General features: G+C 56.1%; 21 protein-coding genes and 1 riboswitch. Of the genes, 4 read left to right on the top strand and 17 right to left on the bottom strand.

Annotated elements, in window-relative coordinates; all coding sequences use genetic code 11:
- Positions 1-9: 9 nt before the first annotated feature.
- The 9 genes from pepE to DSD31_RS24315 form a co-directional block, all read right to left on the bottom strand.
- Positions 10-699, bottom strand: a complete 690-nt coding sequence (gene pepE, locus DSD31_RS24355; RefSeq protein ID WP_004856395.1) for a dipeptidase PepE — start codon at positions 697-699, stop codon at positions 10-12.
- 217 nt (positions 700-916) lie between these two features.
- Positions 917-1,729 carry a shikimate 5-dehydrogenase gene (locus tag DSD31_RS24350; protein WP_004856397.1) on the bottom strand — a complete coding sequence of 271 codons (813 nt, stop codon included), beginning with the start codon at positions 1,727-1,729 and terminating at the stop codon, positions 917-919.
- Positions 1,722-2,951 carry an L-sorbose 1-phosphate reductase gene (gene sorE, locus DSD31_RS24345; RefSeq protein ID WP_032718535.1) on the bottom strand — a complete coding sequence of 410 codons (1,230 nt, stop codon included), beginning with the start codon at positions 2,949-2,951 and terminating at the stop codon, positions 1,722-1,724. The genes DSD31_RS24350 and sorE overlap by 8 nt, the downstream gene beginning before the upstream one ends.
- A gap of 73 nt (positions 2,952-3,024) precedes the next feature.
- A complete protein-coding gene (locus DSD31_RS24340; RefSeq protein ID WP_004856400.1) occupies positions 3,025-3,849 on the bottom strand; it encodes a PTS system mannose/fructose/sorbose family transporter subunit IID in 825 nt (274 codons plus the stop codon).
- An 11-nt stretch (positions 3,850-3,860) separates the two neighbouring features.
- Positions 3,861-4,658, bottom strand: a complete 798-nt coding sequence (locus tag DSD31_RS24335; protein ID WP_004856402.1) for a PTS mannose/fructose/sorbose transporter subunit IIC — start codon at positions 4,656-4,658, stop codon at positions 3,861-3,863.
- Positions 4,659-4,831: 173 nt separating this feature from the next.
- Positions 4,832-5,326 carry a mannose/fructose/sorbose PTS transporter subunit IIB gene (locus DSD31_RS24330; RefSeq protein ID WP_032718537.1) on the bottom strand — a complete coding sequence of 165 codons (495 nt, stop codon included), beginning with the start codon at positions 5,324-5,326 and terminating at the stop codon, positions 4,832-4,834.
- Positions 5,326-5,733: a mannose/fructose/sorbose PTS transporter subunit IIA gene (locus tag DSD31_RS24325; protein WP_015585374.1), complete on the bottom strand. Its 408-nt coding sequence runs from the start codon at positions 5,731-5,733 to the stop codon at positions 5,326-5,328. The genes DSD31_RS24330 and DSD31_RS24325 overlap by 1 nt, the downstream gene beginning before the upstream one ends.
- A 9-nt stretch (positions 5,734-5,742) precedes the next feature.
- The gene (locus tag DSD31_RS24320; RefSeq protein WP_004856408.1) at positions 5,743-6,546 is read right to left on the bottom strand and encodes an SDR family oxidoreductase; all 804 of its coding nucleotides are present in this window, start codon (positions 6,544-6,546) and stop codon (positions 5,743-5,745) included.
- A 67-nt stretch (positions 6,547-6,613) separates the two neighbouring features.
- A complete protein-coding gene (locus tag DSD31_RS24315; protein WP_004856410.1) occupies positions 6,614-7,567 on the bottom strand; it encodes a sugar-binding transcriptional regulator in 954 nt (317 codons plus the stop codon).
- A 343-nt stretch (positions 7,568-7,910) separates the two neighbouring features.
- On the opposite strand from DSD31_RS24315, the gene rluF reads away from it, so the two are divergent.
- Entirely contained in the window at positions 7,911-8,789 is an 879-nt protein-coding gene (gene rluF, locus DSD31_RS24310; protein ID WP_004856412.1) for a 23S rRNA pseudouridine(2604) synthase RluF, read from the top strand.
- On the opposite strand, the gene DSD31_RS24305 is transcribed toward rluF, so the two are convergent.
- The 3 genes from DSD31_RS24305 to lysC all read right to left on the bottom strand — a co-directional run bounded on the left by DSD31_RS24305 (position 8,786) and on the right by lysC (position 11,672).
- Positions 8,786-9,058, bottom strand: a complete 273-nt coding sequence (locus tag DSD31_RS24305) for a YjbD family protein (RefSeq protein ID WP_075808967.1) — start codon at positions 9,056-9,058, stop codon at positions 8,786-8,788. The two genes, rluF and DSD31_RS24305, sit on opposite strands and share 4 nt — an antisense overlap.
- A gap of 128 nt (positions 9,059-9,186) precedes the next feature.
- Positions 9,187-10,116, bottom strand: coding sequence for a ketopantoate/pantoate/pantothenate transporter PanS (gene panS, locus DSD31_RS24300; protein WP_004856416.1), 930 nt, complete (start codon positions 10,114-10,116; stop codon positions 9,187-9,189).
- 206 nt (positions 10,117-10,322) lie between these two features.
- Positions 10,323-11,672, bottom strand: coding sequence for a lysine-sensitive aspartokinase 3 (lysC, locus tag DSD31_RS24295; RefSeq protein ID WP_004856417.1), 1,350 nt, complete (start codon positions 11,670-11,672; stop codon positions 10,323-10,325).
- 174 nt (positions 11,673-11,846) lie between these two features.
- Positions 11,847-12,079: riboswitch (Lysine riboswitch) on the bottom strand.
- A gap of 349 nt (positions 12,080-12,428) precedes the next feature.
- Between lysC and pgi the strand changes: the two genes are divergently transcribed.
- Positions 12,429-14,078, top strand: coding sequence for a glucose-6-phosphate isomerase (gene pgi, locus DSD31_RS24285; protein ID WP_004856418.1), 1,650 nt, complete (start codon positions 12,429-12,431; stop codon positions 14,076-14,078).
- A 189-nt stretch (positions 14,079-14,267) separates the two neighbouring features.
- On the opposite strand, the gene DSD31_RS24280 is transcribed toward pgi, so the two are convergent.
- Positions 14,268-14,723 carry an acyltransferase gene (locus DSD31_RS24280; protein ID WP_032718538.1) on the bottom strand — a complete coding sequence of 152 codons (456 nt, stop codon included), beginning with the start codon at positions 14,721-14,723 and terminating at the stop codon, positions 14,268-14,270.
- A gap of 8 nt (positions 14,724-14,731) precedes the next feature.
- Positions 14,732-15,241 (bottom strand): GNAT family N-acetyltransferase, encoded by a 510-nt coding sequence (locus DSD31_RS24275; protein ID WP_004856420.1) that lies wholly within the window; start codon positions 15,239-15,241, stop codon positions 14,732-14,734.
- Positions 15,242-15,387: 146 nt separating this feature from the next.
- Between DSD31_RS24275 and psiE the strand changes: the two genes are divergently transcribed.
- Positions 15,388-15,798 (top strand): phosphate-starvation-inducible protein PsiE, encoded by a 411-nt coding sequence (gene psiE, locus DSD31_RS24270; RefSeq protein WP_004856423.1) that lies wholly within the window; start codon positions 15,388-15,390, stop codon positions 15,796-15,798.
- A gap of 195 nt (positions 15,799-15,993) precedes the next feature.
- Here the strand turns inward: psiE and malG are convergent, their stop codons facing one another.
- The 3 genes from malG to malE form a co-directional block, all read right to left on the bottom strand.
- A complete protein-coding gene (gene malG / locus DSD31_RS24265; RefSeq protein ID WP_015585370.1) occupies positions 15,994-16,884 on the bottom strand; it encodes a maltose ABC transporter permease MalG in 891 nt (296 codons plus the stop codon).
- A 156-nt stretch (positions 16,885-17,040) separates the two neighbouring features.
- A complete protein-coding gene (gene malF / locus DSD31_RS24255; RefSeq protein ID WP_004856427.1) occupies positions 17,041-18,585 on the bottom strand; it encodes a maltose ABC transporter permease MalF in 1,545 nt (514 codons plus the stop codon).
- 118 nt (positions 18,586-18,703) lie between these two features.
- A complete protein-coding gene (gene malE, locus DSD31_RS24250) occupies positions 18,704-19,894 on the bottom strand; it encodes a maltose/maltodextrin ABC transporter substrate-binding protein MalE (protein WP_015585369.1) in 1,191 nt (396 codons plus the stop codon).
- Positions 19,895-20,263: 369 nt separating this feature from the next.
- Here malE and malK point away from each other — a divergent pair, with 369 nt between their 5' ends.
- On the top strand, positions 20,264-21,373 hold the full coding sequence (malK, locus tag DSD31_RS24240; protein ID WP_004856431.1) for a maltose/maltodextrin ABC transporter ATP-binding protein MalK: 1,110 nt from the start codon (positions 20,264-20,266) through the stop codon (positions 21,371-21,373).
- Positions 21,374-21,388: the final 15 nt, after the last annotated feature.

Below are 21,388 nucleotides of genomic sequence, written 5' to 3'. Positions count from 1 at the left end.
ACCGTCATTTTAAAAGCGGTGACCAGCCTGCAGAGGCAGCGCTTCCTCACCGGCTTTAAACAGCAGCGTCGGATTCGGGCCGCCGAGGGTGGCCTGCCCCTGTGTCACCTGAATCCAGTTGCCCTCCGGCAGGCCGATGATCGTCAGCTCCGGGGCCACGACCAGCAGTTCGCGAATACGTTGCTCACGGGTTTCGCCCTGATGTCCTGCCGGCAGCGCGTTGGTAAAGTGCGGGTTAATCTGCAGCGGGAACAGCCCCAGCGCGTCAAACCCCTGCGGATCGACAATCGGCATATCGTTGGTGGTGCGGATGGTCGGGCAGGCGAGGTTTGCGCCCGCGCTCCAGCCAATGTACAACGCGCCACGCTGCACAACGTCCACAATGGGCGCCAGAAGCCCGCGTCCGCGGCACTCTTTCAGCAGCTGAAAAGTATTGCCGCCGCCGACAATCACCACTTCAGCGGCTGCAATCGCCGCCACGGGGTCGGCGACGCTGTGAATACCGGTGACGGAAACGCCGAGCGGGGCGAGCACCGCGGCGGCTTTGGCCGTGTAGTCATCCCAGGTTTGCGTCACTCCGGCAAAGGGGATAAACACCGCGGAACGGCGTCCGTTTAGCTGTCCGGCAATTAGCGGCAGCGCATGTTCCAGCCATGCTTTGCCAGGCAGCGACGAGTTACTCAATAACAGCAGTTCCATCTTTTCTCCATTTAGCCAGGTTACAGAGTCGCAGAGGATCCTACCACCGCTTGCCCGCAGGCTCACTGATATGGCTCACGATGTTGCAAGGTGGCGGCGCGTCATCGGGCCTCTTGCTGCGGTGACGCGTGAGAAGAGGGGGACGGTTAACGGAAGGCAAAGCGTATGGAACCGGAGTAGGACACCGGAGAAAGAGCGCCCTCCCTGGCGCTCAGGCTTACCCCGCCCGCGCAAATGCCGCCGCCTCGTTGACGAGAGCGGCATCCGGACGGACGCCGGTATAAAGCACGAATTGTTCCACCGCCTGCAGCGCAATCACCTCTGCGCCGCTGATAATCTGCTTATCCAGCTTCTGCGCCAGACGAATCAGCGGTGTTTCCGACGGCAGCGCCACCACGTCGAACACCACCTGAGCCTGCCCAACCATCGACTGGCTGAACGCCAGAGTGTCGCTATGCGTGCCGCCGGCCATGCCGAGCGGCGTGACGTTGACCAGAATATCGACCCTGATCCCTTCAGGCTGCGGCTGCCACTGAAAACCGTACTGTTTCGCCAGCGCCAGGCCGCTATCGCGATTGCGGGCGGCGATAACCACATCGCGGAAGCCGGCGTCGCGAAAGGCGGCGATAACCGCTTTCCCCATGCCGCCGCTGCCCTGAATCATCACGCTGGCACGGGTATCCAGCTGGTGGCTGTCGATCAGGCTCTTCACCGCGATATAGTCGGTGTTGAGCCCGGTCAATCTGCCGTTGTCGTTCACGATGGTATTGACGGAATCAATCACCCTGGCCGAAGGGTCGATGGCGTCAAGGAAAGGCATACAGCTCTCTTTAAACGGCATCGAGACCGCGCAACCGCGAATCCCCAGCGCCCGTACTCCTCCCACCGCGGCGGCGATATCCTGCGTGGTAAAGGCTTTATAGATAAAATTTAGCCCCAGCTTCTCATACAGATAGTTATGAAAGCGGGTGCCGAAGTTGCCTGGCCGGCCGGCCAGCGACATGCAGAGCTGTGTTTCGCGATTAATCATGAGCAATGTCCGGTGCGTGGGCCAGCAGGTACCGTTCCGCTTCGGCGGACCAGATCCCGTGATTACGCGCCATAATGGCCGCCAGCTCAGGGTCAGCAATAGCGCCAAGAGGGGTCAGGGGAAGCGATTTTTCGGTATACACCAGCTTTTTACCACCGCCGACGGCCGGCAAATCGAGGGTTGTTTCACCCGCCGCATTCAGTCCGAGAATATGGGTCACCACTTTCGCCGCCTGGACTTTTTTCGCCTGCATCAGCGCCACGGCGGCCCGCATATCGTCAGTATTGCCGCCGGAAGTCCCGACGTAATGCGTAAAGGCATAATGCACGTCGTAAAAGTTTATCGGGGCGCTGAACTGCTTATCCTGCGGACCGGCAAAGAAGTTCAGGCAGCCGTCCGGGGCCAGCAGCGAAGACGCCATGGTAATCAGCTGCTCATTCGGCACGAACACAAAAATATCATCGAAGCCGTGGCCGCCGGTCAGCGCCATCAGCGTTTCGCGTCCGGCATCGTGACCGTCGAGGTAATGGATCAACGTTTGCGGCTCTGACGGATAATGCTGGCGGGCGTAGCTCAGCTTCGGCTTATTGGTGTCGGTCACGACCAGCAGGGCAGGGTTCACCGGTCCATGCAGCGCATAGTCGATCGCCAGCAGCCCCATTGGGCCGGTACCGCCGAGGATCAGCGTGCGGCCCTGAGGCCGGATGCCCATCACATGGTTATAGCTCCCTTCCTGCAGATGATAGTTGGCGTTGAATGCACCGATCACGCAGGAGAGCGGTTCGACCAGCGAGCCTTCAAACCAGGTATCGCCTTCCCAGGTGAGCAGACAATCTTGCGTCATGACCTCATCCGGGATCACCACGTGAGTCGCTTCGCCACCGATCCACGGGAAGGAGTAGCCGGGGCAATCGGGGCGATCCGGCAGCTGCAGGTTGGCCTGAATCACATAGCGCTGGCCGGCCTGGAATTTATGCTGCCACTTTTTCCCGACTGCGAGGATTTCGCCACAGAATTCATGGCCGATGATAATCGGATTCACCGCCACGTCGTCCGGCACCTTTTTATGGTTTTCCCCCTGGTTGGCCTCCTTCCAGGAAGAGAGGCACAGGCTGTCGGTGACCACGCGGGCGAGGATCTCGTCATCCTGCATTTCCGGGAGTGCAAAGGTTTCCAGACGCAGGTCGCGTTTACCGTAAAGGCGTAGAGCTGTCGTTTTCATGTTTACCACCTCATCCCCTTTTACTGCGGGGTTAGCTTATTGAAGTGGCCCCGGCGCGACCGGGGCCGAATAATCAGGACAAGAAGCCCAGTGCGTTACCGATAATCCCCAGACCAAACAGGGCAAAGATCAGCCATACCGGGTTAACTTTTTTATTGAGCAGGCGCACCATCAACAGCGTCAGGCCCAGCGCCAGCAGGCCGGGACAAAGCTGGTCGAGGATGTTTTGTACGGTCATGGTGACGGTGGTGCCGTCGGCCCCTGGCGTTTGCGACACTACCAACGGCACGTGGATGGAGGTCCACTTGGTGACCAGCACGCCCATCACGAACAGACCTAAAATAGAGGCCCCTTCGGTCAGTTTTTGCAGCAGGTTACCGCCCATATCGCTGACGATATTGACCCCCTTACGGAAACCAAGCTGCAGGCCGTACCATTTCATTGCCAGGCGTACTGCATTGAAAATGAAGAAAAAGAGTAATGGGCCTAGTATGTTTCCCGAGAGTGCCAGCGACGCGCCGAGTGCCGCGGTAATCGGGCGTAACGTGCCCCAGACCAGCGGATCGCCGACCCCGGCCAGCGGCCCCATCAGGCCAACTTTGATGCCGTTGATCGCCCCATCGTCGATGGCCGCGCCGTTGGCGCGCGCTTCTTCCATCGCCGCGGTGACGCCCAGCACCGGGCCGCAGACGGCGGGAGTGGTGTTGAAGAACACCAGATGGCGTTTTAGCGCCGCCACCTGATCCTCTTTTAGCGGATAGAGACGCTTGATCGCCGGGATCATGTCGTAGCAAAAGCCGAGGCCATGAATGCGTTCAAAGTTGAAGGAGGCCTGCTGCAGGTTGGAGCGCAGAAAGATGTTAACCAGGTCGCCTTGGGTGAGTTTTTTCGGTTCCATAACGGGCTCCATCAGTCGTCAAGTTGGTCAAGGGCGGCGGAAGAGGCGGAGGCCTGCGGGGCCTCAGCCTTACGCCATTGCGGGTTCAGCTGGATATAAATCAGCGCGATAATGACGCCCACGCCGCCGAAGGCCAGCAGGCTGAAATCGAGATAGCCTCCCGCCAGAAAACCGAGGAAAAAGAACGGCATCAGGTATTTGACGCCCATCATGCGCAGCACCATGGCGTAGCCCACCACCACAATAAAACCACCGGCGATTTGCAGGCCGCGGGTGACAAATTCCGGAATGGCGTTCAGCATGTTGCTGACCATGTCGGCGCTGACAAACAGCGAGACCACCAGTGCCGGAATCGCGACGCGGAGCGCCTGTACGCCCAGCGCCGAGATATGCAGCATGTCAATAGTGCGAAAACGCGCGTCCTCCGCCGCCTTGTCCGCTGCGTGTTGAAAGACCACCGTGATGGTGCGGGCGAAAACGGTGAGCACCTGGCCTGCTGCGGCCACCGGCAGCGCGATGGCGATCCCTGTGGCGATACTTTGATGGCCGACGATAACCAGAATCGCGGAGATAATGCTGGCCAGCGCCGAATCCGGCGATTGCGCGGCGCCGACGTTCATCCAGCCGAGTGCGATCAGTTCCAGCGTGCCGCCGAGCATAATCCCGGTTTTTAAATCACCGAGAATTAAGCCAATGACCGTGCAGGCAATTAACGGGCGATGCGTCTGAAATTCATCCAGTACGCTGCCCATTCCGGCAATACAGGAAAAAAGAAATATGGCGATTATTTGTAGGGTACTGATTTCCATAATATGTCACCTTGAGGGTATGCAAATCCCTGCCTGTTACGGCATTAACACGGTATTACTCTGACGGTCACGGTATGGCTTTTATATTTTTAAACCTGTCACCAAAGATTGTGCTAAGTCTATTTCCAGGGTGTGCCATGCAGAATAACGATGTGCAAAATACAGGCGCTGTTTTATTCTGTGGCAGTGTGCTCGGCTATTTTGTCGAGGATATTAATGGACGGATCTGATGCCACCACACGCAAATCCAGTTTTACGCCCAGCTTATCCAGTTGACGAAATGCATGAATATCCTCGTCGTCTAAAGAGACTGCCTTGGTTAATTGTTTTTTACCCGGTCGCCAGGCCATTCCGCCAATATTTAAGGTGGCAATATTGACCCCCTGTTTGACCATCGTTAAAACATCCTGAGGGTTGGTAAATAAATAAAAAACGGTCTCGTTCTGATATTGCGGGTTGTGATAAACGGCGACTGCTTTTTCGAGGTTAACGACATTGACCTTCATGCCCGGAGGCGCGGCCTGGCGGAGTAAGGTCCGACGTACCTCATCGTTATAGACCTCGTCGTTGCAGATAATAATGCGCCGGGCGTTGGCGACTTTTGACCACACGGTGGTCACCTGGCCATGGATCAGGCGGTCATCAATACGGGCAAGCGTAATGTTCATCAAAAATCCTCCTCAATGGTTTCCGGCTGTCGCCAGACCACGCAGCACTGGCTGGCAATGGTCGTCAGATGTGCACACAGGGCGTCTGCGGTCAGGGTCTGCTGGTTATCCACCAGTTCCAGCGCCAGCGGTAATGAGAGGCCGCTGATGACCCGCAGCCGCGGGTTTTTCATCGCCAGCCCGGCAGCGGCATTCCACGGGCTGCCGCACTGTAAATCGACGGCGATCAGCCACTCACTGTCATTGTGAGTGCTTACTAACTCATCCAGCCTGGTGGCGATGTCGCTGGCGTTTTCGCCGGGCATAAATGCCACGGCGCTGGCCTGCACGTCACCATAGACCATGCGCACCGAATCCAGCATGGCGCAGGCCAGCTGACCGTGGGCGCAGAAAATCACATTCACCATATCGACTCCTTATCCGCGGGTTTTTCCGCCGGCGATGTTAGTGGTTACTCCGGTTATATAGCTTGCCCGCTCTGACAGCAGGTAGCAGACATAGTCGGCTACTTCGCTCAGACGACCGGAGCGACCAATCGGTATCGCGTTTTTGCTATAGCCCGCGCGCAGCTGCTCGACGGTGATATTGCGCGTCCAGGCCAGCGCTTCTTCGTATTCCGGCGTGCGCAACCCGGTTTTTTCGAGGATGCCAGGCGCCACGCCCACAACGCGGATACCGTGTTTCCCCAGCTCTTTGGACCATGAACGCGTGAAGCTATTCAGCGCGGCTTTGGTCGCGGCATAGCAGCTCTGACCTTCAGAGCCTTCCAGCCCGCTTTCTGACGAGACGTTAACAATGACGCCTGCGCGCTGTTTCACCATCTGCCGGGCCACCGCCTGCGACATCAGAAAGACCCCTTTTTGGTTGATGTTCACCATCTTTTCAAAGGCGGCCTCATTGAGTTCATAGCGTCCTGCCGGGGCTTTCTCATCGACGAGGAGACGCGGAAAATTCACCCCGGCATTATTCACCAGACCATCGATACGACCGTATTGTTGAATAATCTGTTCGACGGTGTGATTCACCTCGCTGGCGCTGGAAATATCCGTAGGCCAGAACCTGTAATGGTCATGGTGGTGATGCTTGTCACCGCCGTGAATATCGATCATCTGGACATTTGCACCGAGACTTAATAACTCGTCAACAATTGCCAGACCAATTCCCGACGCGCCGCCGGTAACAATAATTGTTTTATCTTGCAGATTTAGCCATGTTTGCATAATCGTCATCTCATTTTCAGGTAAAGGGATCCCACGCAGCGCGAGCTGCGTCAAAAGAAAACGTCTTTTATTTCAGTAACCGTTCTGCGGTCTCTCGATTCGTCACCAGACAGTTAATATAACCCCCGCGCAATGCGCCAATAATTCCGGTATATTTTTCTTCGCCGATGGCGATACCCACGGAATAACGCACCTGTTTTAATCTGGCAATATCGATGGAGAGCGTTTTTTCATTCATATTGGTTTCAACGGCGATACCGTTGATATCATAAAAGCGTGAACAAATATCGCCGGCGACGTGTCGCGCGTTAAGATCATCGCTCTCTTCGCTACCATAAAACGCATGCCAGTTGGCGCCATCGCGAATCGCCGGGGAACCGATACCCACCAGCGCCACATCGAGATTCTCCCAGTAGGATGAAATCGTTTTAAAATGCTGGGACTGCATAATACCGTTGCGAATCAATGTGTTTTCCAGCAGCGCCGGGAAGTCAGCAAGATGCGATTCGGCTTTCAGCCTGGCGGCGGCGCCGTAGGTCAGCGTGTTCACATGATACCGGCTCTCCAGCTTGCCCGAGGGGCCGCCGATAATCGGTACGCAAATCACCTGCCGCGACTGACTGGCCTGCGGTAGCGTTTCGACCAGCGCACGAACCGCCCGCCCCCAGGAAAAGCCGATAATATCGCCAGGTTCAAGCAGGCGGTCGACCAGCTGAGCGCCATGCTGCCCGATGGTGCTCAGCTGGTCCTCTTCCTGTGATGACTCGCAGGAGGCGACCACCGCCTCTTTGAGAGCGAACTTTTGCTTCAGCTGCTGTTCCAGCCACAGATTTTCGTTGTAGTCGTAGTTGATGGCGATGGTGACAATACCCTGCTCACGACCGCGTTTTAGCAGGCGGCTGATCGTGGTGCGGTAAATACCCAGCTCACGGGCAATCTGCGCCTGGGTCATCTCCTGCTCATAATAGAGCTGGGCAACTTTAACGATTAAGCGGATATCATCGCTATTTTCGATCGCCATCTTTGGGCTCCTGCACATTTGTGCAAACGGTGTTCTTGCTCTCTTGATCTGATATAACCCCAACTATCGCCGGCGACAAAGCAATTTTCCGCTATATCATCACCATAAGATGGCGGTTTGTTTTGCACATTTGATTGCTGACCTGCCTGGAGATGGCACGTTTGTGCGTGATGAGCTAATGGTTTGATTCTGCTTATTTTCGCCGGGCAGAATTGCACGGCACGGGGTGGAACACTTTTGTGTAGAAAGGTGTGACGGATCACATTTAGCGGCGAGTCGTGGAGACGCGATTATTTTTGATTGTCCGCGGCCTGAGGTATATTTCGCTTTTACAGGAGAATTTATGCTGCCCGACTCATCAACCCGACTCAATAAATACATCAGTGAAAGCGGAATTTGCTCGCGTCGCGAAGCCGATCGCTACATTGAACAAGGCAATGTTTTTATCAATGGCAAGCGTGCGACCATTGGCGATCAGGTTAATCCTGGCGATGTCGTGAAGGTCAACGGTCAATTGATCGAGCCGCGCGAGGCCGAAGATCTGGTCTTCATCGCCCTGAATAAACCGGTCGGTATTGTCAGCACAACGGAAGACAGCGAGCGCGATAACATTGTGGACTTTGTTAACCACAGCAAGCGTGTCTTCCCGATTGGTCGACTGGACAAAGACTCTCAGGGGCTGATCTTTCTGACCAACCACGGCGATCTGGTGAATAAGATCCTGCGTGCCGGCAACGATCACGAGAAAGAGTATCTGGTGACGGTGGACAAGCCGGTGACCGACGAGTTTATTCGCGGTATGGGCGCTGGCGTCCCGATTCTTGGCACGGTGACGAAGAAGTGTAAAGTCAGGAAGGAAGCGCCGTTCGTGTTTCGTATTACCCTGGTTCAGGGCCTGAACCGGCAGATTCGCCGGATGTGCGAGCACTTTGGCTATGAGGTCACGAAGCTGGAACGGACGCGGATCATGAACGTCGGGCTGTCGGGACTGCCGCTTGGTGAGTGGCGCGACCTGACGGATGATGAGCTGGTGGCGCTGTTTAAGCTGATTGAGAATTCATCCTCTGAGGCCAAACCGAAGGCGAAAGCCAAACCGAAAACCGCCGGGATCAAACGTCCGGTGGTGAAGATTGAAAAGAGCAGTGAGAAAAACGAGAAAGGGCGCCCGGCGTCTAACGGAAAACGTTTTACTCAGCCGGGGCGTAAAAAGAAAGGGCGTTAACGCCTGCCGCGCGTTGGCGTGCTCGCCGACCACGAAAATGATGCTTCGTTATCGGGTTTGTAGGCCTGCTTTTTCTTTAACTGGCGGGCCTTTTTCGCTTCGGCTTCTCGCAGCACCATCAGCTTGTCGATGTACTCTTTCTTGACGGCGTTGGTCTCCGCGTTGGTCAGCGGACGGCCGTGCGCAATTCGGGCCCGGTCAAGCAGCGTTTTGAGTTCGCGTTGCTCGCGCTCTGTCATCTCTTTTTGCGTAATGCGGGGAAGTGCCATAGTGGTGCCCTCAGTCTGCCGGATAACCCAGTGTACGGTAATCGCGGGCCGACGGACAGCGCGTTAGTCCCGTTGAGGAACGCGTAAACGGGGAAATTACCCGGGCCGTTGGCCCGGGTGAGGGAATATTAGCGTTTGTTCACGTTTTTGGCGGTAGGTTTCCCGGACCAGTAGCCCGCCAGCAGCGAACCGGACAGGTTGTGCCAGACTGAAAACAGCGCACCGGGCAGCGCGGCGAGCGGGCCGAAGTAGATTTTCCCCAGCGCGGCAGCCAGACCAGAGTTTTGCATCCCTACTTCAATCGCCAGCGTCCGGCAGGTTGACTCGTCAAAGCCAAACAGCCGTCCGCCCCAGTAGCCGCCGAGCAGACCGATGGCGTTATGCAGGATCACCGCGACAATCACCACCAGGCCCACCGAAGCGATATGGGAGGCGGAGCCGGCGACGACGGCGCTGATAATCGCCAGGATGCAGATCATCGAGAAGGCGGGCAGAAAAGGTTCAACCGCTTTCACCACTTTGGGCAGCGTATGGTGAATCACCAGGCCCAGCGCAATCGGGATCACGACGATCTGCAGGATGCTGAGCAGCATCCCCATTACGTCGACCTGAATGTGCGCATCCACATACAGCCGCGTCAGCAGCGGCGTGGCAACCACGCCGACCAGCGTAGAAACAGATGAGATGGTGACAGACAGCGCCACATCGCCTTTCGCGAGATAGATCATCACGTTCGATGCTGTCCCGCTGGCGACGCTCCCGACCAGTACCATGCCGGCTGACAGCTCAGGCGGCATATGGAACAGCAGCGCCAGCGCCCAGGCGGCGAGAGGCATCACCAGATAGTGAAGAAAAATACCTGCAGCAACCGGCGCCGGGCGCGACAGCACGCGCTTAAAGTCATCCAGTTTCAGATGCACCCCCATTCCGAACATGATGAGCATCAGCAGCGTGGTGACCCACGGCCCGACGGGCGTAAAGGTCGACGGGGTATAATAAGCCAGAACAGAGAGCAGCAGCGCCCATAACGGGAACAGCCTCGTCAGAGTAGCGAGCATGTTGTTTTCCTTGCGATTAACGCCTCATCCTTCGGGCAACGCGTGCGCAGGCGGTGTCTGTTTCCCCGGGCACGTTGTCTGCTGTGCATCAGGGGGCGTCGCACCGGCCCGTCGCCCGAACGATTGAGGGGATGTTGTGTTGATATAGTTATAAAAAAGCCGGGTTCGAGCCCGGCTATAGGTAATTTTTATCGCGTGAAGAAATATTATTCAAACAAATTATGATGCAATTTCTGCACGACTTTCTCGGCATCCGCCCCAGGCACCAGGAAGCAGAGGTTATGGCTGGATGCGCCGTAGCAAATCATACGAATATTGAACGGCTCCAGGACGCCGAAAACTTCTTTGCCCACGCCACAGGCGCGCGACAACTCGTTACCGATTAACGCCACCAGCGCCAGATCCTGCTCCACTTCTACGCGGCACAGGGAGGAGAGTTCGGTCAGCAGCGCCTGCGTCAGCAGAGTATCGGTGGCGGAGGTTGAACCGGTGGTATCCATAGTCAACGCGATGCTGACTTCGGACGTGGTGATCAGATCCACGGAAATATTGTGGCGCGCGAGGATCCCGAATACTTCCGCCAGGAAGCCGCGAGAGTGCAGCATATTCAGGCTATGCAGCGTCAGCAGCGTCTGGCGGCGGCGCAGGGCCAGCGCGCGGAACAGCGGCGGATTTTCGGTTTTATTACACACCAGCGTTCCGCCGGCGGTGGGTTCTTTGCTGGATCCCACGAACACCGGAATATCGCTACGCACGGCGGGCAGCAGGGTGGCCGGATGAAGCACTTTGGCGCCAAAGGTGGCCATTTCTGCCGCTTCGGCAAATGCGATGACATCAATGCGTTTTGCCGCCGGCGCGACGCGCGGGTCGGTGGTGTAGATACCCGGGACATCGGTCCAGATATCGACACGGCTGGCGTTCAGCGCTTCGCCCAGCAGAGCGGCGGTATAGTCGCTGCCGCCGCGGCCCAGCGTTGTGGTACGGCCTTTGGCTTCGCTGCCGATAAAGCCCTGGGTGACCACCAGACCTTCAGCCAGCCGCGGAGTCAGCTGCAGCTGCGTCAGCTCGGCGAGTGCGGCAATGTCTGGCTCGGCGCGGCCGAAGCGATCGTTGGTGCGCATAATCTTACGTACATCGAACCACTGTGACGCAATACCGCGCTCGCGGAGAATTTCGACAAACAGCAGGGTGGACATCAGTTCGCCATGGCTGACCAGCTCGTCGGTCAGCGCAGCGGAACTTGCCAGCGCAGCGGCTTCTGCCAGGGTGGTGATATTTTCCAGCAGACGCTCGATCTCTTCGCGAATCACGTTGGGATAGCGCAGACGCTCCAGGATATTGAATTGAATCTGGCGCAGCGATTCGAGCTTTTCAAAACGCTCAGCGGGTTCCAGCCCTTCAGCCAAAGCAACCAGAAGATTGGTCACACCCGCAGAGGCCGATAACACCACGACGCGCGTGTTCTCATCAAGTCGCGCAACATCAACGCTGCGATTCATGGCATCGAAATCGGCAACGCTGGTGCCGCCGAATTTGGCTACAACTAAATCTGTCATAACAACCTCGTGTCAGGGGGGGCCTGACTTATTAAAACGATTCCTGAGTGGGGCTGGGCTGGACACCAACTTACAGTAATAAAATGTCTTAATAAGCCAGGCCAAATTATTCAGCCATGGCACAAGGGAAGAGCGAAAAACAGGGTGGGCGCAGAGCAATAAACAGCTACGATGTCACCCAGAAGTGCTCCACCTTGTAGACCCGCTCCCCAACGCCTTGCGTCAGTTCCTGGGTATGAAACGCCCGACTGCGAACGTTTCTGGTGACAACCCAGGGGATTCAGCCCCTGTGGCCGGTGATGTGCGTACCAGACGCTTTATCACCTCGGCGTTGCTCCCCCTCACGTATTTTCGCCGGACTGGTTCCTCCAATACGGTTACCTGGGCAACGCACCTCTTCTGGCAATTACCGACGTCTTTCACTTTGCCTGGGGGCGCTGGTGATGATCCCCCTGCAATACCCTTTCGCTGTAGCGTGAAATGCGCGAGCAATACAAACCTGCATAAATGCAGGCAGTGCAGTTATATAAAGGCTTCGGAGTAGGTATGTCAACGTTGCGGTTATGCGGATTTTTCATGCGGGGGTGATTAACAGAAAAAAGCCTTATGATGGCTATACTAGTAGAGGCTTTTTGCCCCGAACTGACCCTATTCCTGACACGTGTCATAGGCATAACATAAAAATCATCACAATTTTTTGCCGCCGGCGCTACAATCTACCGCAGTCACAATTCTCAAATCAGAAGAGTATTGCTAATGAAAAACATCAACCCAACGCAGACCTCTGCCTGGCAGGCATTACAGAAACACTTTGATGAAATGAAAGATGTCACTATCAGCGAGCTTTTCGCGCAAGATAGCGACCGTTTTTCTAAGTTTTCCGCAACGTTCGACGATCTGATGCTGGTGGATTTCTCCAAAAACCGCATCACTGAAGAGACGCTGACCAAACTGCAGGATCTGGCGAAAGAGACCGATCTGGCAGGGGCGATCAAGTCCATGTTCTCCGGTGAGAAGATCAACCGCACTGAAGATCGCGCTGTTCTGCACGTTGCTCTGCGCAACCGTAGCAATACCCCGATTATTGTTGATGGCAAAGATGTGATGCCGGAAGTGAATGCTGTTCTCGAAAAGATGAAGCATTTCTCTGAAGCGATCATCTCCGGCAGCTGGAAAGGCTATACCGGTAAAGCGATTACCGATGTAGTGAATATCGGTATCGGTGGCTCTGACCTCGGCCCGTTCATGGTGACCGAAGCGCTGCGCCCGTATAAAAACCATCTCAATATGCACTTTGTATCTAACGTCGATGGCACCCACATCGCCGAAGTGCTGAAAACGGTGAACCCGGAAACCACCCTGTTCCTGGTTGCGTCGAAAACCTTCACCACCCAGGAAACCATGACCAACGCCCACAGCGCGCGCGACTGGTTCCTGGCGACCGCGGGCGATGAGAAGCACGTGGCGAAACACTTCGCCGCACTCTCCACCAATGGCAAAGCGGTGGGCGAGTTCGGGATTGATACTGCCAATATGTTTGAGTTCTGGGACTGGGTTGGCGGCCGTTACTCCCTGTGGTCAGCCATCGGCCTGTCCATTATCCTGTCCGTGGGCTTCGACAACTTTGTTGAGCTGCTCTCCGGCGCGCATGCGATGGACAAACACTTCTCCACCGCCGCGCCAGAAAAAAACCTGCCGGTGCTGCTGGCGCTGATCGGTATCTGGTACAACAACTTCTTCGGTGCTGAAACCGAAGCCATTCTGCCGTACGACCAGTACATGCACCGCTTCCCGGCGTATTTCCAGCAGGGCAACATGGAATCTAACGGCAAATACGTTGACCGTAACGGCAACGCCGTAGATTACCAGACCGGCCCGATCATCTGGGGTGAGCCGGGCACCAACGGTCAGCACGCGTTCTATCAGCTGATTCACCAGGGGACCAAAATGGTACCGTGCGATTTTATCGCCCCGGCCATTACCCATAACCCGCTCTCCGATCACCATCCGAAGCTGCTGTCTAACTTCTTTGCGCAGACCGAAGCGCTGGCGTTCGGTAAATCCCGTGAAGTGGTTGAGCAGGAGTATCGTGACCAGGGTAAAGATCCGGCAACCCTGGATCACGTGGTGCCGTTCAAAGTGTTCGAAGGCAACCGCCCGACCAACTCCATCCTGCTGCGTGAAATCACCCCGTTCAGCCTCGGCGCGCTGATTGCCCTGTATGAACATAAGATCTTCACCCAGGGCGCGATCCTCAACATCTTCACCTTCGACCAGTGGGGCGTTGAGTTAGGTAAACAGCTGGCAAACCGCATTCTGCCAGAGCTGAAAGATGGCGAAGAAATCAGCAGCCACGACAGCTCGACGAACGGCCTGATTAACCGTTACAAAGCCTGGCGCGCATAAGGCGCCGGTGCCTGAATACCGGTCAGGGCGATCGGTATTCAGGCTATGTGCTTTCTGCATTCACCCGGCGGTGCGTTGTTTGCGCGGGCCGACGACTGTGTTTTGTAGGCCGTGCAAGGCGTCAGCCGCCGTCCGGCAGACGTCCAGCGAACCGATCTCAATGCCGACCTTCCGGGGCGGCATTTTTGTTTATAGCCGCCGCAGCAGTTTCGCCGGGTTACCCGCCCAGACGCCTTTTTCTGTTATCGATTTCGTGACCACGCTCCCGGCGCCAATCACCGCGCCATCGCAGATGCTGACCGCCAGAATGGCCGCGCCGCTGCCGATAGAAACATCGTTGCCAAGCGTAATTCGCCCCCAGTTTTCCCGGTTGGCATCGGGACGGCCCTCGCGAAACATATCGTTGGCAAACATCACGCCGTGGCCGATAAAGCAACGCTCGCCGATCGTGACATACTCGCAGATAAAGGTATGGGACTGGATTTTACTGTCGGCACCGATGCGCGTATTGCCCTGAATTTCGACGAATGGCCCGACAAAGACGTTATCGCCAAGCGTGCAGTCATAGAGATTGGCAGGTTGATAAATCACCACGTTCTCGCCGCTGGTGACGTTGCGGATGCCGGTTTCACGAAGAGTGTGCATAGCGCCTCTCAGATAGGTTTGGCCAGAATATGTAGCGTGCTCGTCTGGGTTGCGGAGCGGAATACGCTGTCTTTCACATATTGCATACCTGAACGCTCATAAAAACGCCTGGCGCCGGGGTTGCTGGCGAGGACTTCCAGCCACAGCCAGTCGTCACCCGCCGCCTTTGCCCGCGCTTCAACGGCGCTAAAAATCTGCTCACCGTAGCCATGCCCTGTTTCAGTCGGCAGTAAATAGAGCTTATGCAGCAACGTGCCGCGCGGACCGTCGGACGCTATCGGCTGATGGCAGCTGTATTTCGCGAAGCCGACAGGATGCCGGGCTTCGGCAATCAGCCAGCAGCTGCGCTCATCGGCGAGGCTGCGGTGAAGGGCGGGCAGGGAGTACTCCTGCTGGAGGAAGTGCGCCAGCTCGCTGGCGCTGTGCCAGAGGGGGGCGAAGTGGTGGCGATAGCTGGCGTTCCCCATTTCACTCAGCAGGGGAGCGTCTTCCCGGTGCGCCGTACGTATTGTCAGCATTGCTGTATCCTTTTTAACCCGCCAGTCTGGCAAGTGATTGTTACATTTGACGCAACAGACGCAAAAAGTTAACGAATAATATCGATCTGGATCACGTTTTTGCGTTATACAGATCGGCAGGAATAACGAATATAAGAGGTACGCATATGCCGTCGGTCTATCGTCCGTTGGTCAATTTTGTGGCGACCGCCATGCAGGCAGTTTTGAATCTGGCGCTGCTGTGTCTGGGGGTCATCCTGGTGGTTTTTCTGGGGAAAGAGACGTTCCATCTGGCGCATGTCCTGTTTACTCCGGAGCCGGTGAGTAAGTACAAGCTGGTCGAAGGGCTGGTGGTTTATTTTCTCTATTTCGAGTTTATCGCGCTGATTGTGAAGTACTTTGAGTCGGGCTTTCACTTTCCGCTGCGCTATTTTGTCTATATCGGCATTACGGCGATTGTGCGTCTGATTATTGTCGATCACGAATCGCCGATGGCGGTGCTTATCTATTCGGCAGCGATCCTGATTCTGGTGATTACGCTGTGGCTGTGTAACTCCAACCGCCTGAAACGCGAATAAAAAAAAGCGGCCTCCAGAGGCCGCTGACCAACAGTCACAAAACTTAATTTATGTAGGGTCCAGTTGAGGATAGCAGTGGCATTTGCCTTACTTTTTCAGCTGAGGGCGGTAGTTGCCGTACCCGGTTGGGGTTCGTGTACAGCAACTAAGTCACCGTCCCTCCTCTGAAATTTGGGGCGGGTATAACGATGAAACTTAACCTTTCACCCCGCCTGCCGTCAGGCCGTTAACCAGCCAGCGCTGGGCCAGCAGGAATACAACCGTAATCGGAATGGCGGAGAGCACCGCCGCAGCGGCAAAGTCACCCCACAGGTAGTTCTGCGGGTTGAGATACTGTTGCATACCTACGGCCAGGGTATAGCTGTTCACATCGCGCAGCAGCAGCGAGGCTACCGGGACTTCGGTAATCGCAGCAATGAACGACAGAATAAATACGACGGCCAGAATCGGTACCGACAGCGGCAACAGGACCAGACGGAAGGCCTGCCACGGCGTCGCGCCATCCAGCGCCGCCGCTTCTTCCAGCGAGCCGTCGATGGTTTCGAAGTAGCCCTTAATCGTCCAGACGTGCAGCGCGATGCCGCCCATATAGGCGAAGATGACGCCGCCGTGGGTGTTCAGGCCGACGAACGGTAAATACTGGCCGAGGCGGTCAAACAAGGCGTATAGCGCCACCAGCGACAGCACCGCCGGGAACATCTGGAAAATCAGCATCCCTTTCAGCAGGGTCGCTTTGCCCGGGAAGCGCATACGGGCAAAGGCGTAGGCGCAGGTCGTGGACAGCGCCACGATACCGATGGCGGTGATCCCGGCCACTTTCACCGAGTTCCACAACCATAGCAGAACCGGGAAAGGTGGCGGGGTGACGCGGCCGTCAGCGTGTTCGACGCTGAAGCCCAGCGCCAGCCGCCAGTGCTCCCAGGAGATTTGGTCCGGGATCAGGCTGCCGGTGGCGAAGTTACCCTCGCGCAGAGAGATAGCAATAACCATCAGCAGCGGGAACATAATCGCCGCGATGAAAACCAGCAGCAGGAGGTGCGTGGTGAGCAGACGCAGCTTCTGAGATTTGGGTTGTACCATAGCCATAATATTTTTATTCCCCTTGATACCGCTCCAGGCTATCTCACTTGCCATTTTGAACCCGGGCAGTGCTCATCATCCTCACGTACTACGTGTACGCTCCGGTTCTTGCGCGCTGGCCGGGCCCAAACTGGCTGCGTCAATGACGCCTGGTTATTCCAGTTAGTCGAATTTCATTCGTGTGGCTTTCAGGTTAACAATCGCCAGTACGCCCACCAGCAGGAAGATCAGGGTGGCAATCGCTGCCGCCAGACCGAAGTCCTGACCGCCGCCGCCTTCGAAGGCTATACGGTAGGTGTAGCTGACCAGCAGGTCGGTATAACCGGCCGGCGTGGTGGTGCCGAGACGGTCCGGACCACCGTTGGTTAACAGCTGAATCAACACGAAGTTGTTAAAGTTAAAGGCGAAGCTGGCGATCATCAGCGGCGTCAGCGGCTTAATCAGCAGCGGCAGCGTAATCTTAAAGAAGTTCTGGAACGGACCGGCGCCGTCCATTGCCGATGCTTCGTACAGGTCGTCAGGAATCGCTTTCAGCAGGCCCATGCACAGAATCATCATGTACGGGTAGCCCAGCCAGGTGTTGACGATGACGATCATCGAACGCGCGGTGGTCGGGTCGCTGAACCAGGCCGGTTTGATGCCGAACAACGCGCTGAGCATCATGTTGATTTCACCAAAGCTCTGGTTGAACAGCCCTTTGAAAATCAGAATCGAGATAAACGACGGTACGGCGTAAGGCAGAATCAGCAGAACACGGTAAATCGCTTTACCTTTCAAGGATTCCCACTGTACGAGGCAGGCGAGGATCATGCCCACGGCCACGGTCAGAATCACGGTCAGGACTGAGAAGACCACCGTCCAGACGAAGATAGCGAAGAACGGTTTCTGAATCCCTTCGTCGGTAAAGACGCGGGTGAAGTTATCCCAGCCGATCCCGACGGTGTAGCCCGGGCTCAGCTTCTCAGCGCCCCAGCTACCGTCGGCGTTGATGGACTGGTAGAAACCGACGTCATTGTTCGGACGATATTTTACGCCGCTCTGGTTGTTGGCCAGCGTGCCATCATTGGCCAGCGTATACAGCGGCTGGGTACCGGAGAACTGGCGCAGTGAGCTCATGATCACTTTGCTGTCGTCAGGCAGGATGGCGGTCAGCTGGTTCAGCGCGGTGCGGTTTTGGGTGATGATCCGCAGGTTTGCGCGTTCACCTTCCGGCAGCGCTTCAGCTTCTTTTAAGGCCAGTTTCTGCTCGCCGCCGAGTTTAAAGGCATCGGAGACGTAATTTTTGCCGCTGTCGCCATCGGTCAGCGCCAGTTTCCACTCATCTCCCGCCGGGAACAGCGAGAAGTTGTAGGATTTACCGGCCTGGAACGAGCGATCCATCAGCACTTCCTGAGCGCGCTCAAAGGTTAGCTGGTTGGTGCTGCTGTAGTTGGTGAAGGCGATGGCGATGGTACAGACCAGCGGGAACAGGACGAACAGCCCCATCCCGGCGAGCCCCGGGTAGACATAGCGCCAGGCATAGGCCTTGCGGTTGGTAAAGATATACAGGCCAGCTGAGCTTAAAATCAGCGTCAGGATGGCAAACAGGTACTCCCCCTGGGCGTACATCAAAACGACAAGGTAACCCACCAGCAGGCACAGCAAGCCAATCACAGACCATGTCAGCTGCGGGCTTTGCCACCAGTGTTTCTTTTTAACGACATCCATGGGGATCATCCTCTACAGCGGTGAAAACTTATTTGTCAGGCCGCGCTTATGCTCGCCTGACCTACGGCCCAGGCCGTAGTTGTAAGGCGGGTAAGCGTAAGCGCCACCCGCCATTTTCTTATTTAGTGATACGAGACTGTGCGTCTTTCAGCGCGGCATCGACGGTCTGACGACCGCTAGCTGCGTTGATAACCGCGGTACGTACGGCATACCAGAAGGCGGACATCTGCGGGATGTTCGGCATAATTTCGCCTTTCTGGGCGTTCGCCATGGTTGCAGCGATACGCGGATCTTTCTCCAGTTTTTCCTGGAAGGATTTCAGCGCAACGGCGCCCAGCGGTTTGTCCTTGTTCACTTCGTCCAGACCCTGGTCGGTCAGCAGATAGTTTTCGAGGAACTCTTTCGCCAGTTCTTTGTTCGGGCTGGCGGCGTTGATACCGGCGCTCAGTACGCCGACAAACGGTTTAGACGCTTTGCCTTTGAAGGTTGGCAGCAGCGCGACGCCATAGTTGACCTTGCTCTTATCGATATTCGACCATGCCCACGGACCGTTGATGGTCATCGCGGTTTCGCCTTTGTTGAAGGCGGCTTCAGCGATGGAGTAATCGGTATCGGCATTCATGTGTTTATTCTTGATGAGGTCAACCAGGAAGGTCAGACCGGCTTTCGCGCCAGCGCTGTCCACGCCTACGTTTTTGACGTCATACTTGCCGTTTTCAAATTTGAACGCATATCCGCCGTCAGCGGCAATCAGCGGCCAGGTGAAGTACGGTTCTTGCAGGTTGAACATCAGCGCGCTCTTACCTTTCGCTTTCAGTTCTTTATCCAGCGCCGGGATCTCTTCCCAGGTTTTCGGCGGATTCGGGACCAGGTCTTTGTTGTAAATCAGCGACAGCGCTTCAACCGCGATAGGGTAGGCGATCAGTTTGCCGTTATAGCGTACGGCGTCCCAGGTAAACGGATAGAGTTTGTCCTGGAAAGCTTTGTCCGGGGAGATTTCAGCCAGCAGGCCAGATTGCGCATAGCCACCGAAACGGTCATGAGCCCAGAAGATGATGTCCGGGCCGTCGCCAGTCGCCGCGACCTGCGGGAATTTCTCTTCCAGCTTATCCGGGTGTTCGATGGAAACTTTAATGCCGGTATCTTTTTCAAACTTCTTACCCACTTCGGCGAGACCGTTATAGCCTTTGTCGCCGTTAATCCAGATAACCAGCTTACCTTCTTCAATTTTGGCGAGGGCAGAGGCGGAAAACATCATCGTGGTCAATGCAGACAACGCGAGGATGCGAGCGCCGGTTTTGATTTTCATATACCAGTCCTTTTTGGTGATGTGCTCGTGGATACACTTAGGTGGCTTAACGGTGATGAGTTTCCTTTTTTAACAACCCCTTTCCATCCTCCCTATGTCTACGCCCCACCCGTGGTTTGTGTGATCTGCATTGCAGAAATGCCCGTATTGGGGTCTGGAGCACATAAAAACGGGGCCATTTTTGCTACTTGCATCACGAAAATGGCTTTGCCACGCCATCCCCCGCAGCGAGGGGCAATCTCTCATCCTCCCGTCTCCTCCCCCATAAAAAAGGCGGGGGTGGAGGATTCACCAGGTGAATGAATGCCGCATAGTCAGCCCATCTTGAATGTGTCTTTTAGTGACAGGTTGTAACGAAGGGAGATGGGGATGGCGAGCGTACAGCTGCGAAATATAACGAAAGCCTGGGGTGACGTGGTGGTGTCGAAAGATATCAATCTCGACATCCAGGAAGGGGAGTTCGTGGTGTTTGTCGGGCCATCGGGCTGCGGCAAATCAACCCTGCTGCGTATGATTGCCGGGCTGGAAACCATAACCAGTGGTGATTTATTTATTGGTGATGCGCGAATGAACGATATCCCTCCTGCCGAACGCGGTATCGGGATGGTGTTCCAGTCGTATGCGCTTTACCCTCATCTTTCCGTTGCGGAAAACATGTCCTTCGGCCTCAAGCTGGCCGGTGCTAAAAAAGAGTTAATTAACCAGCGCGTCACCCAGGTGGCGGAAGTGCTGCAGCTGGCGCATTTGCTGGAGCGTAAGCCGAAGGCATTATCCGGTGGACAGCGTCAGCGTGTGGCGATTGGCCGTACCCTGGTTGCTGAACCCCGCGTGTTCCTGCTCGACGAACCACTTTCTAACCTCGACGCCGCGCTGCGTGTGCAGATGCGTATCGAAATCTCCCGTCTGCATAAGCGCCTTGGGCGCACGATGATCTACGTTACCCACGATCAGGTCGAAGCGATGACGCTGGCCGACAAAATTGTGGTGCTGGACGCCGGCCGCGTGGCGCAGGTCGGGAAACCGCTGGAACTGTATCACTACCCGGCCGATCGCTTTGTTGCGGGCTTTATTGGTTCGCCAAAGATGAACTTCCTGCCGGTAAAAGTCACCGCAACCGCCATTGAGCAGGTTCAGGTCGAACTGCCGAACCGCCAGCACGTCTGGCTGCCGGTGGACAGCGCCCGCGTTCAGGTTGGCGCCAACATGTCCTTAGGTATCCGTCCGGAACACCTGCTGCCCAGCGATATCGCCGACGTCACCCTTGAAGGGGTCGTTCAGGTGGTTGAGCAGCTTGGTCACGAAACACAAATTCATATCCAGATCCCCGCCATCCGTCAAAACCTGGTTTACCGCCAGAACGACGTGGTGTTGGTAGAAGAGGGAGCCACATTCGCTATCGGTTTGCCACCAGAGCGCTGCCATTTATTCCGTGAGGATGGTACGGCGTGTCGTCGGTTGCATAAAGAGCCGGGCGTGTAAGGCTTCCCATTAAAA

It is taken from the genome of Klebsiella sp. X13 (assembly GCF_003323835.1).
Classification (GTDB): Bacteria; Pseudomonadota; Gammaproteobacteria; order Enterobacterales; family Enterobacteriaceae; genus Klebsiella; species Klebsiella ornithinolytica.
This window is presented reverse-complemented; position numbering and strand designations above follow the sequence as displayed.

What these genes read in the sequence shown, in the direction of transcription:
- pepE (WP_004856395.1), bottom strand. Translation starts at nt 699, where the DNA reads ATGGAACTGCTGTTATTGAGTAACTCGTCGCTGCCTGGCAAAGCATGG.
- DSD31_RS24350 (WP_004856397.1), bottom strand. Translation starts at nt 1,729, where the DNA reads ATGATTAATCGCGAAACACAGCTCTGCATGTCGCTGGCCGGCCGGCCA.
- sorE (WP_032718535.1), bottom strand. Translation starts at nt 2,951, where the DNA reads ATGAAAACGACAGCTCTACGCCTTTACGGTAAACGCGACCTGCGTCTG.
- DSD31_RS24340 (WP_004856400.1), bottom strand. Translation starts at nt 3,849, where the DNA reads ATGGAACCGAAAAAACTCACCCAAGGCGACCTGGTTAACATCTTTCTG.
- DSD31_RS24335 (WP_004856402.1), bottom strand. Translation starts at nt 4,658, where the DNA reads ATGGAAATCAGTACCCTACAAATAATCGCCATATTTCTTTTTTCCTGT.
- DSD31_RS24330 (WP_032718537.1), bottom strand. Translation starts at nt 5,326, where the DNA reads ATGAACATTACGCTTGCCCGTATTGATGACCGCCTGATCCATGGCCAG.
- DSD31_RS24325 (WP_015585374.1), bottom strand. Translation starts at nt 5,733, where the DNA reads ATGGTGAATGTGATTTTCTGCGCCCACGGTCAGCTGGCCTGCGCCATG.
- DSD31_RS24320 (WP_004856408.1), bottom strand. Translation starts at nt 6,546, where the DNA reads ATGCAAACATGGCTAAATCTGCAAGATAAAACAATTATTGTTACCGGC.
- DSD31_RS24315 (WP_004856410.1), bottom strand. Translation starts at nt 7,567, where the DNA reads ATGGCGATCGAAAATAGCGATGATATCCGCTTAATCGTTAAAGTTGCC.
- rluF (WP_004856412.1), top strand. Translation starts at nt 7,911, where the DNA reads ATGCTGCCCGACTCATCAACCCGACTCAATAAATACATCAGTGAAAGC.
- DSD31_RS24305 (WP_075808967.1), bottom strand. Translation starts at nt 9,058, where the DNA reads ATGGCACTTCCCCGCATTACGCAAAAAGAGATGACAGAGCGCGAGCAA.
- panS (WP_004856416.1), bottom strand. Translation starts at nt 10,116, where the DNA reads ATGCTCGCTACTCTGACGAGGCTGTTCCCGTTATGGGCGCTGCTGCTC.
- lysC (WP_004856417.1), bottom strand. Translation starts at nt 11,672, where the DNA reads ATGACAGATTTAGTTGTAGCCAAATTCGGCGGCACCAGCGTTGCCGAT.
- pgi (WP_004856418.1), top strand. Translation starts at nt 12,429, where the DNA reads ATGAAAAACATCAACCCAACGCAGACCTCTGCCTGGCAGGCATTACAG.
- DSD31_RS24280 (WP_032718538.1), bottom strand. Translation starts at nt 14,723, where the DNA reads ATGCACACTCTTCGTGAAACCGGCATCCGCAACGTCACCAGCGGCGAG.
- DSD31_RS24275 (WP_004856420.1), bottom strand. Translation starts at nt 15,241, where the DNA reads ATGCTGACAATACGTACGGCGCACCGGGAAGACGCTCCCCTGCTGAGT.
- psiE (WP_004856423.1), top strand. Translation starts at nt 15,388, where the DNA reads ATGCCGTCGGTCTATCGTCCGTTGGTCAATTTTGTGGCGACCGCCATG.
- malG (WP_015585370.1), bottom strand. Translation starts at nt 16,884, where the DNA reads ATGGCTATGGTACAACCCAAATCTCAGAAGCTGCGTCTGCTCACCACG.
- malF (WP_004856427.1), bottom strand. Translation starts at nt 18,585, where the DNA reads ATGGATGTCGTTAAAAAGAAACACTGGTGGCAAAGCCCGCAGCTGACA.
- malE (WP_015585369.1), bottom strand. Translation starts at nt 19,894, where the DNA reads ATGAAAATCAAAACCGGCGCTCGCATCCTCGCGTTGTCTGCATTGACC.
- malK (WP_004856431.1), top strand. Translation starts at nt 20,264, where the DNA reads ATGGCGAGCGTACAGCTGCGAAATATAACGAAAGCCTGGGGTGACGTG.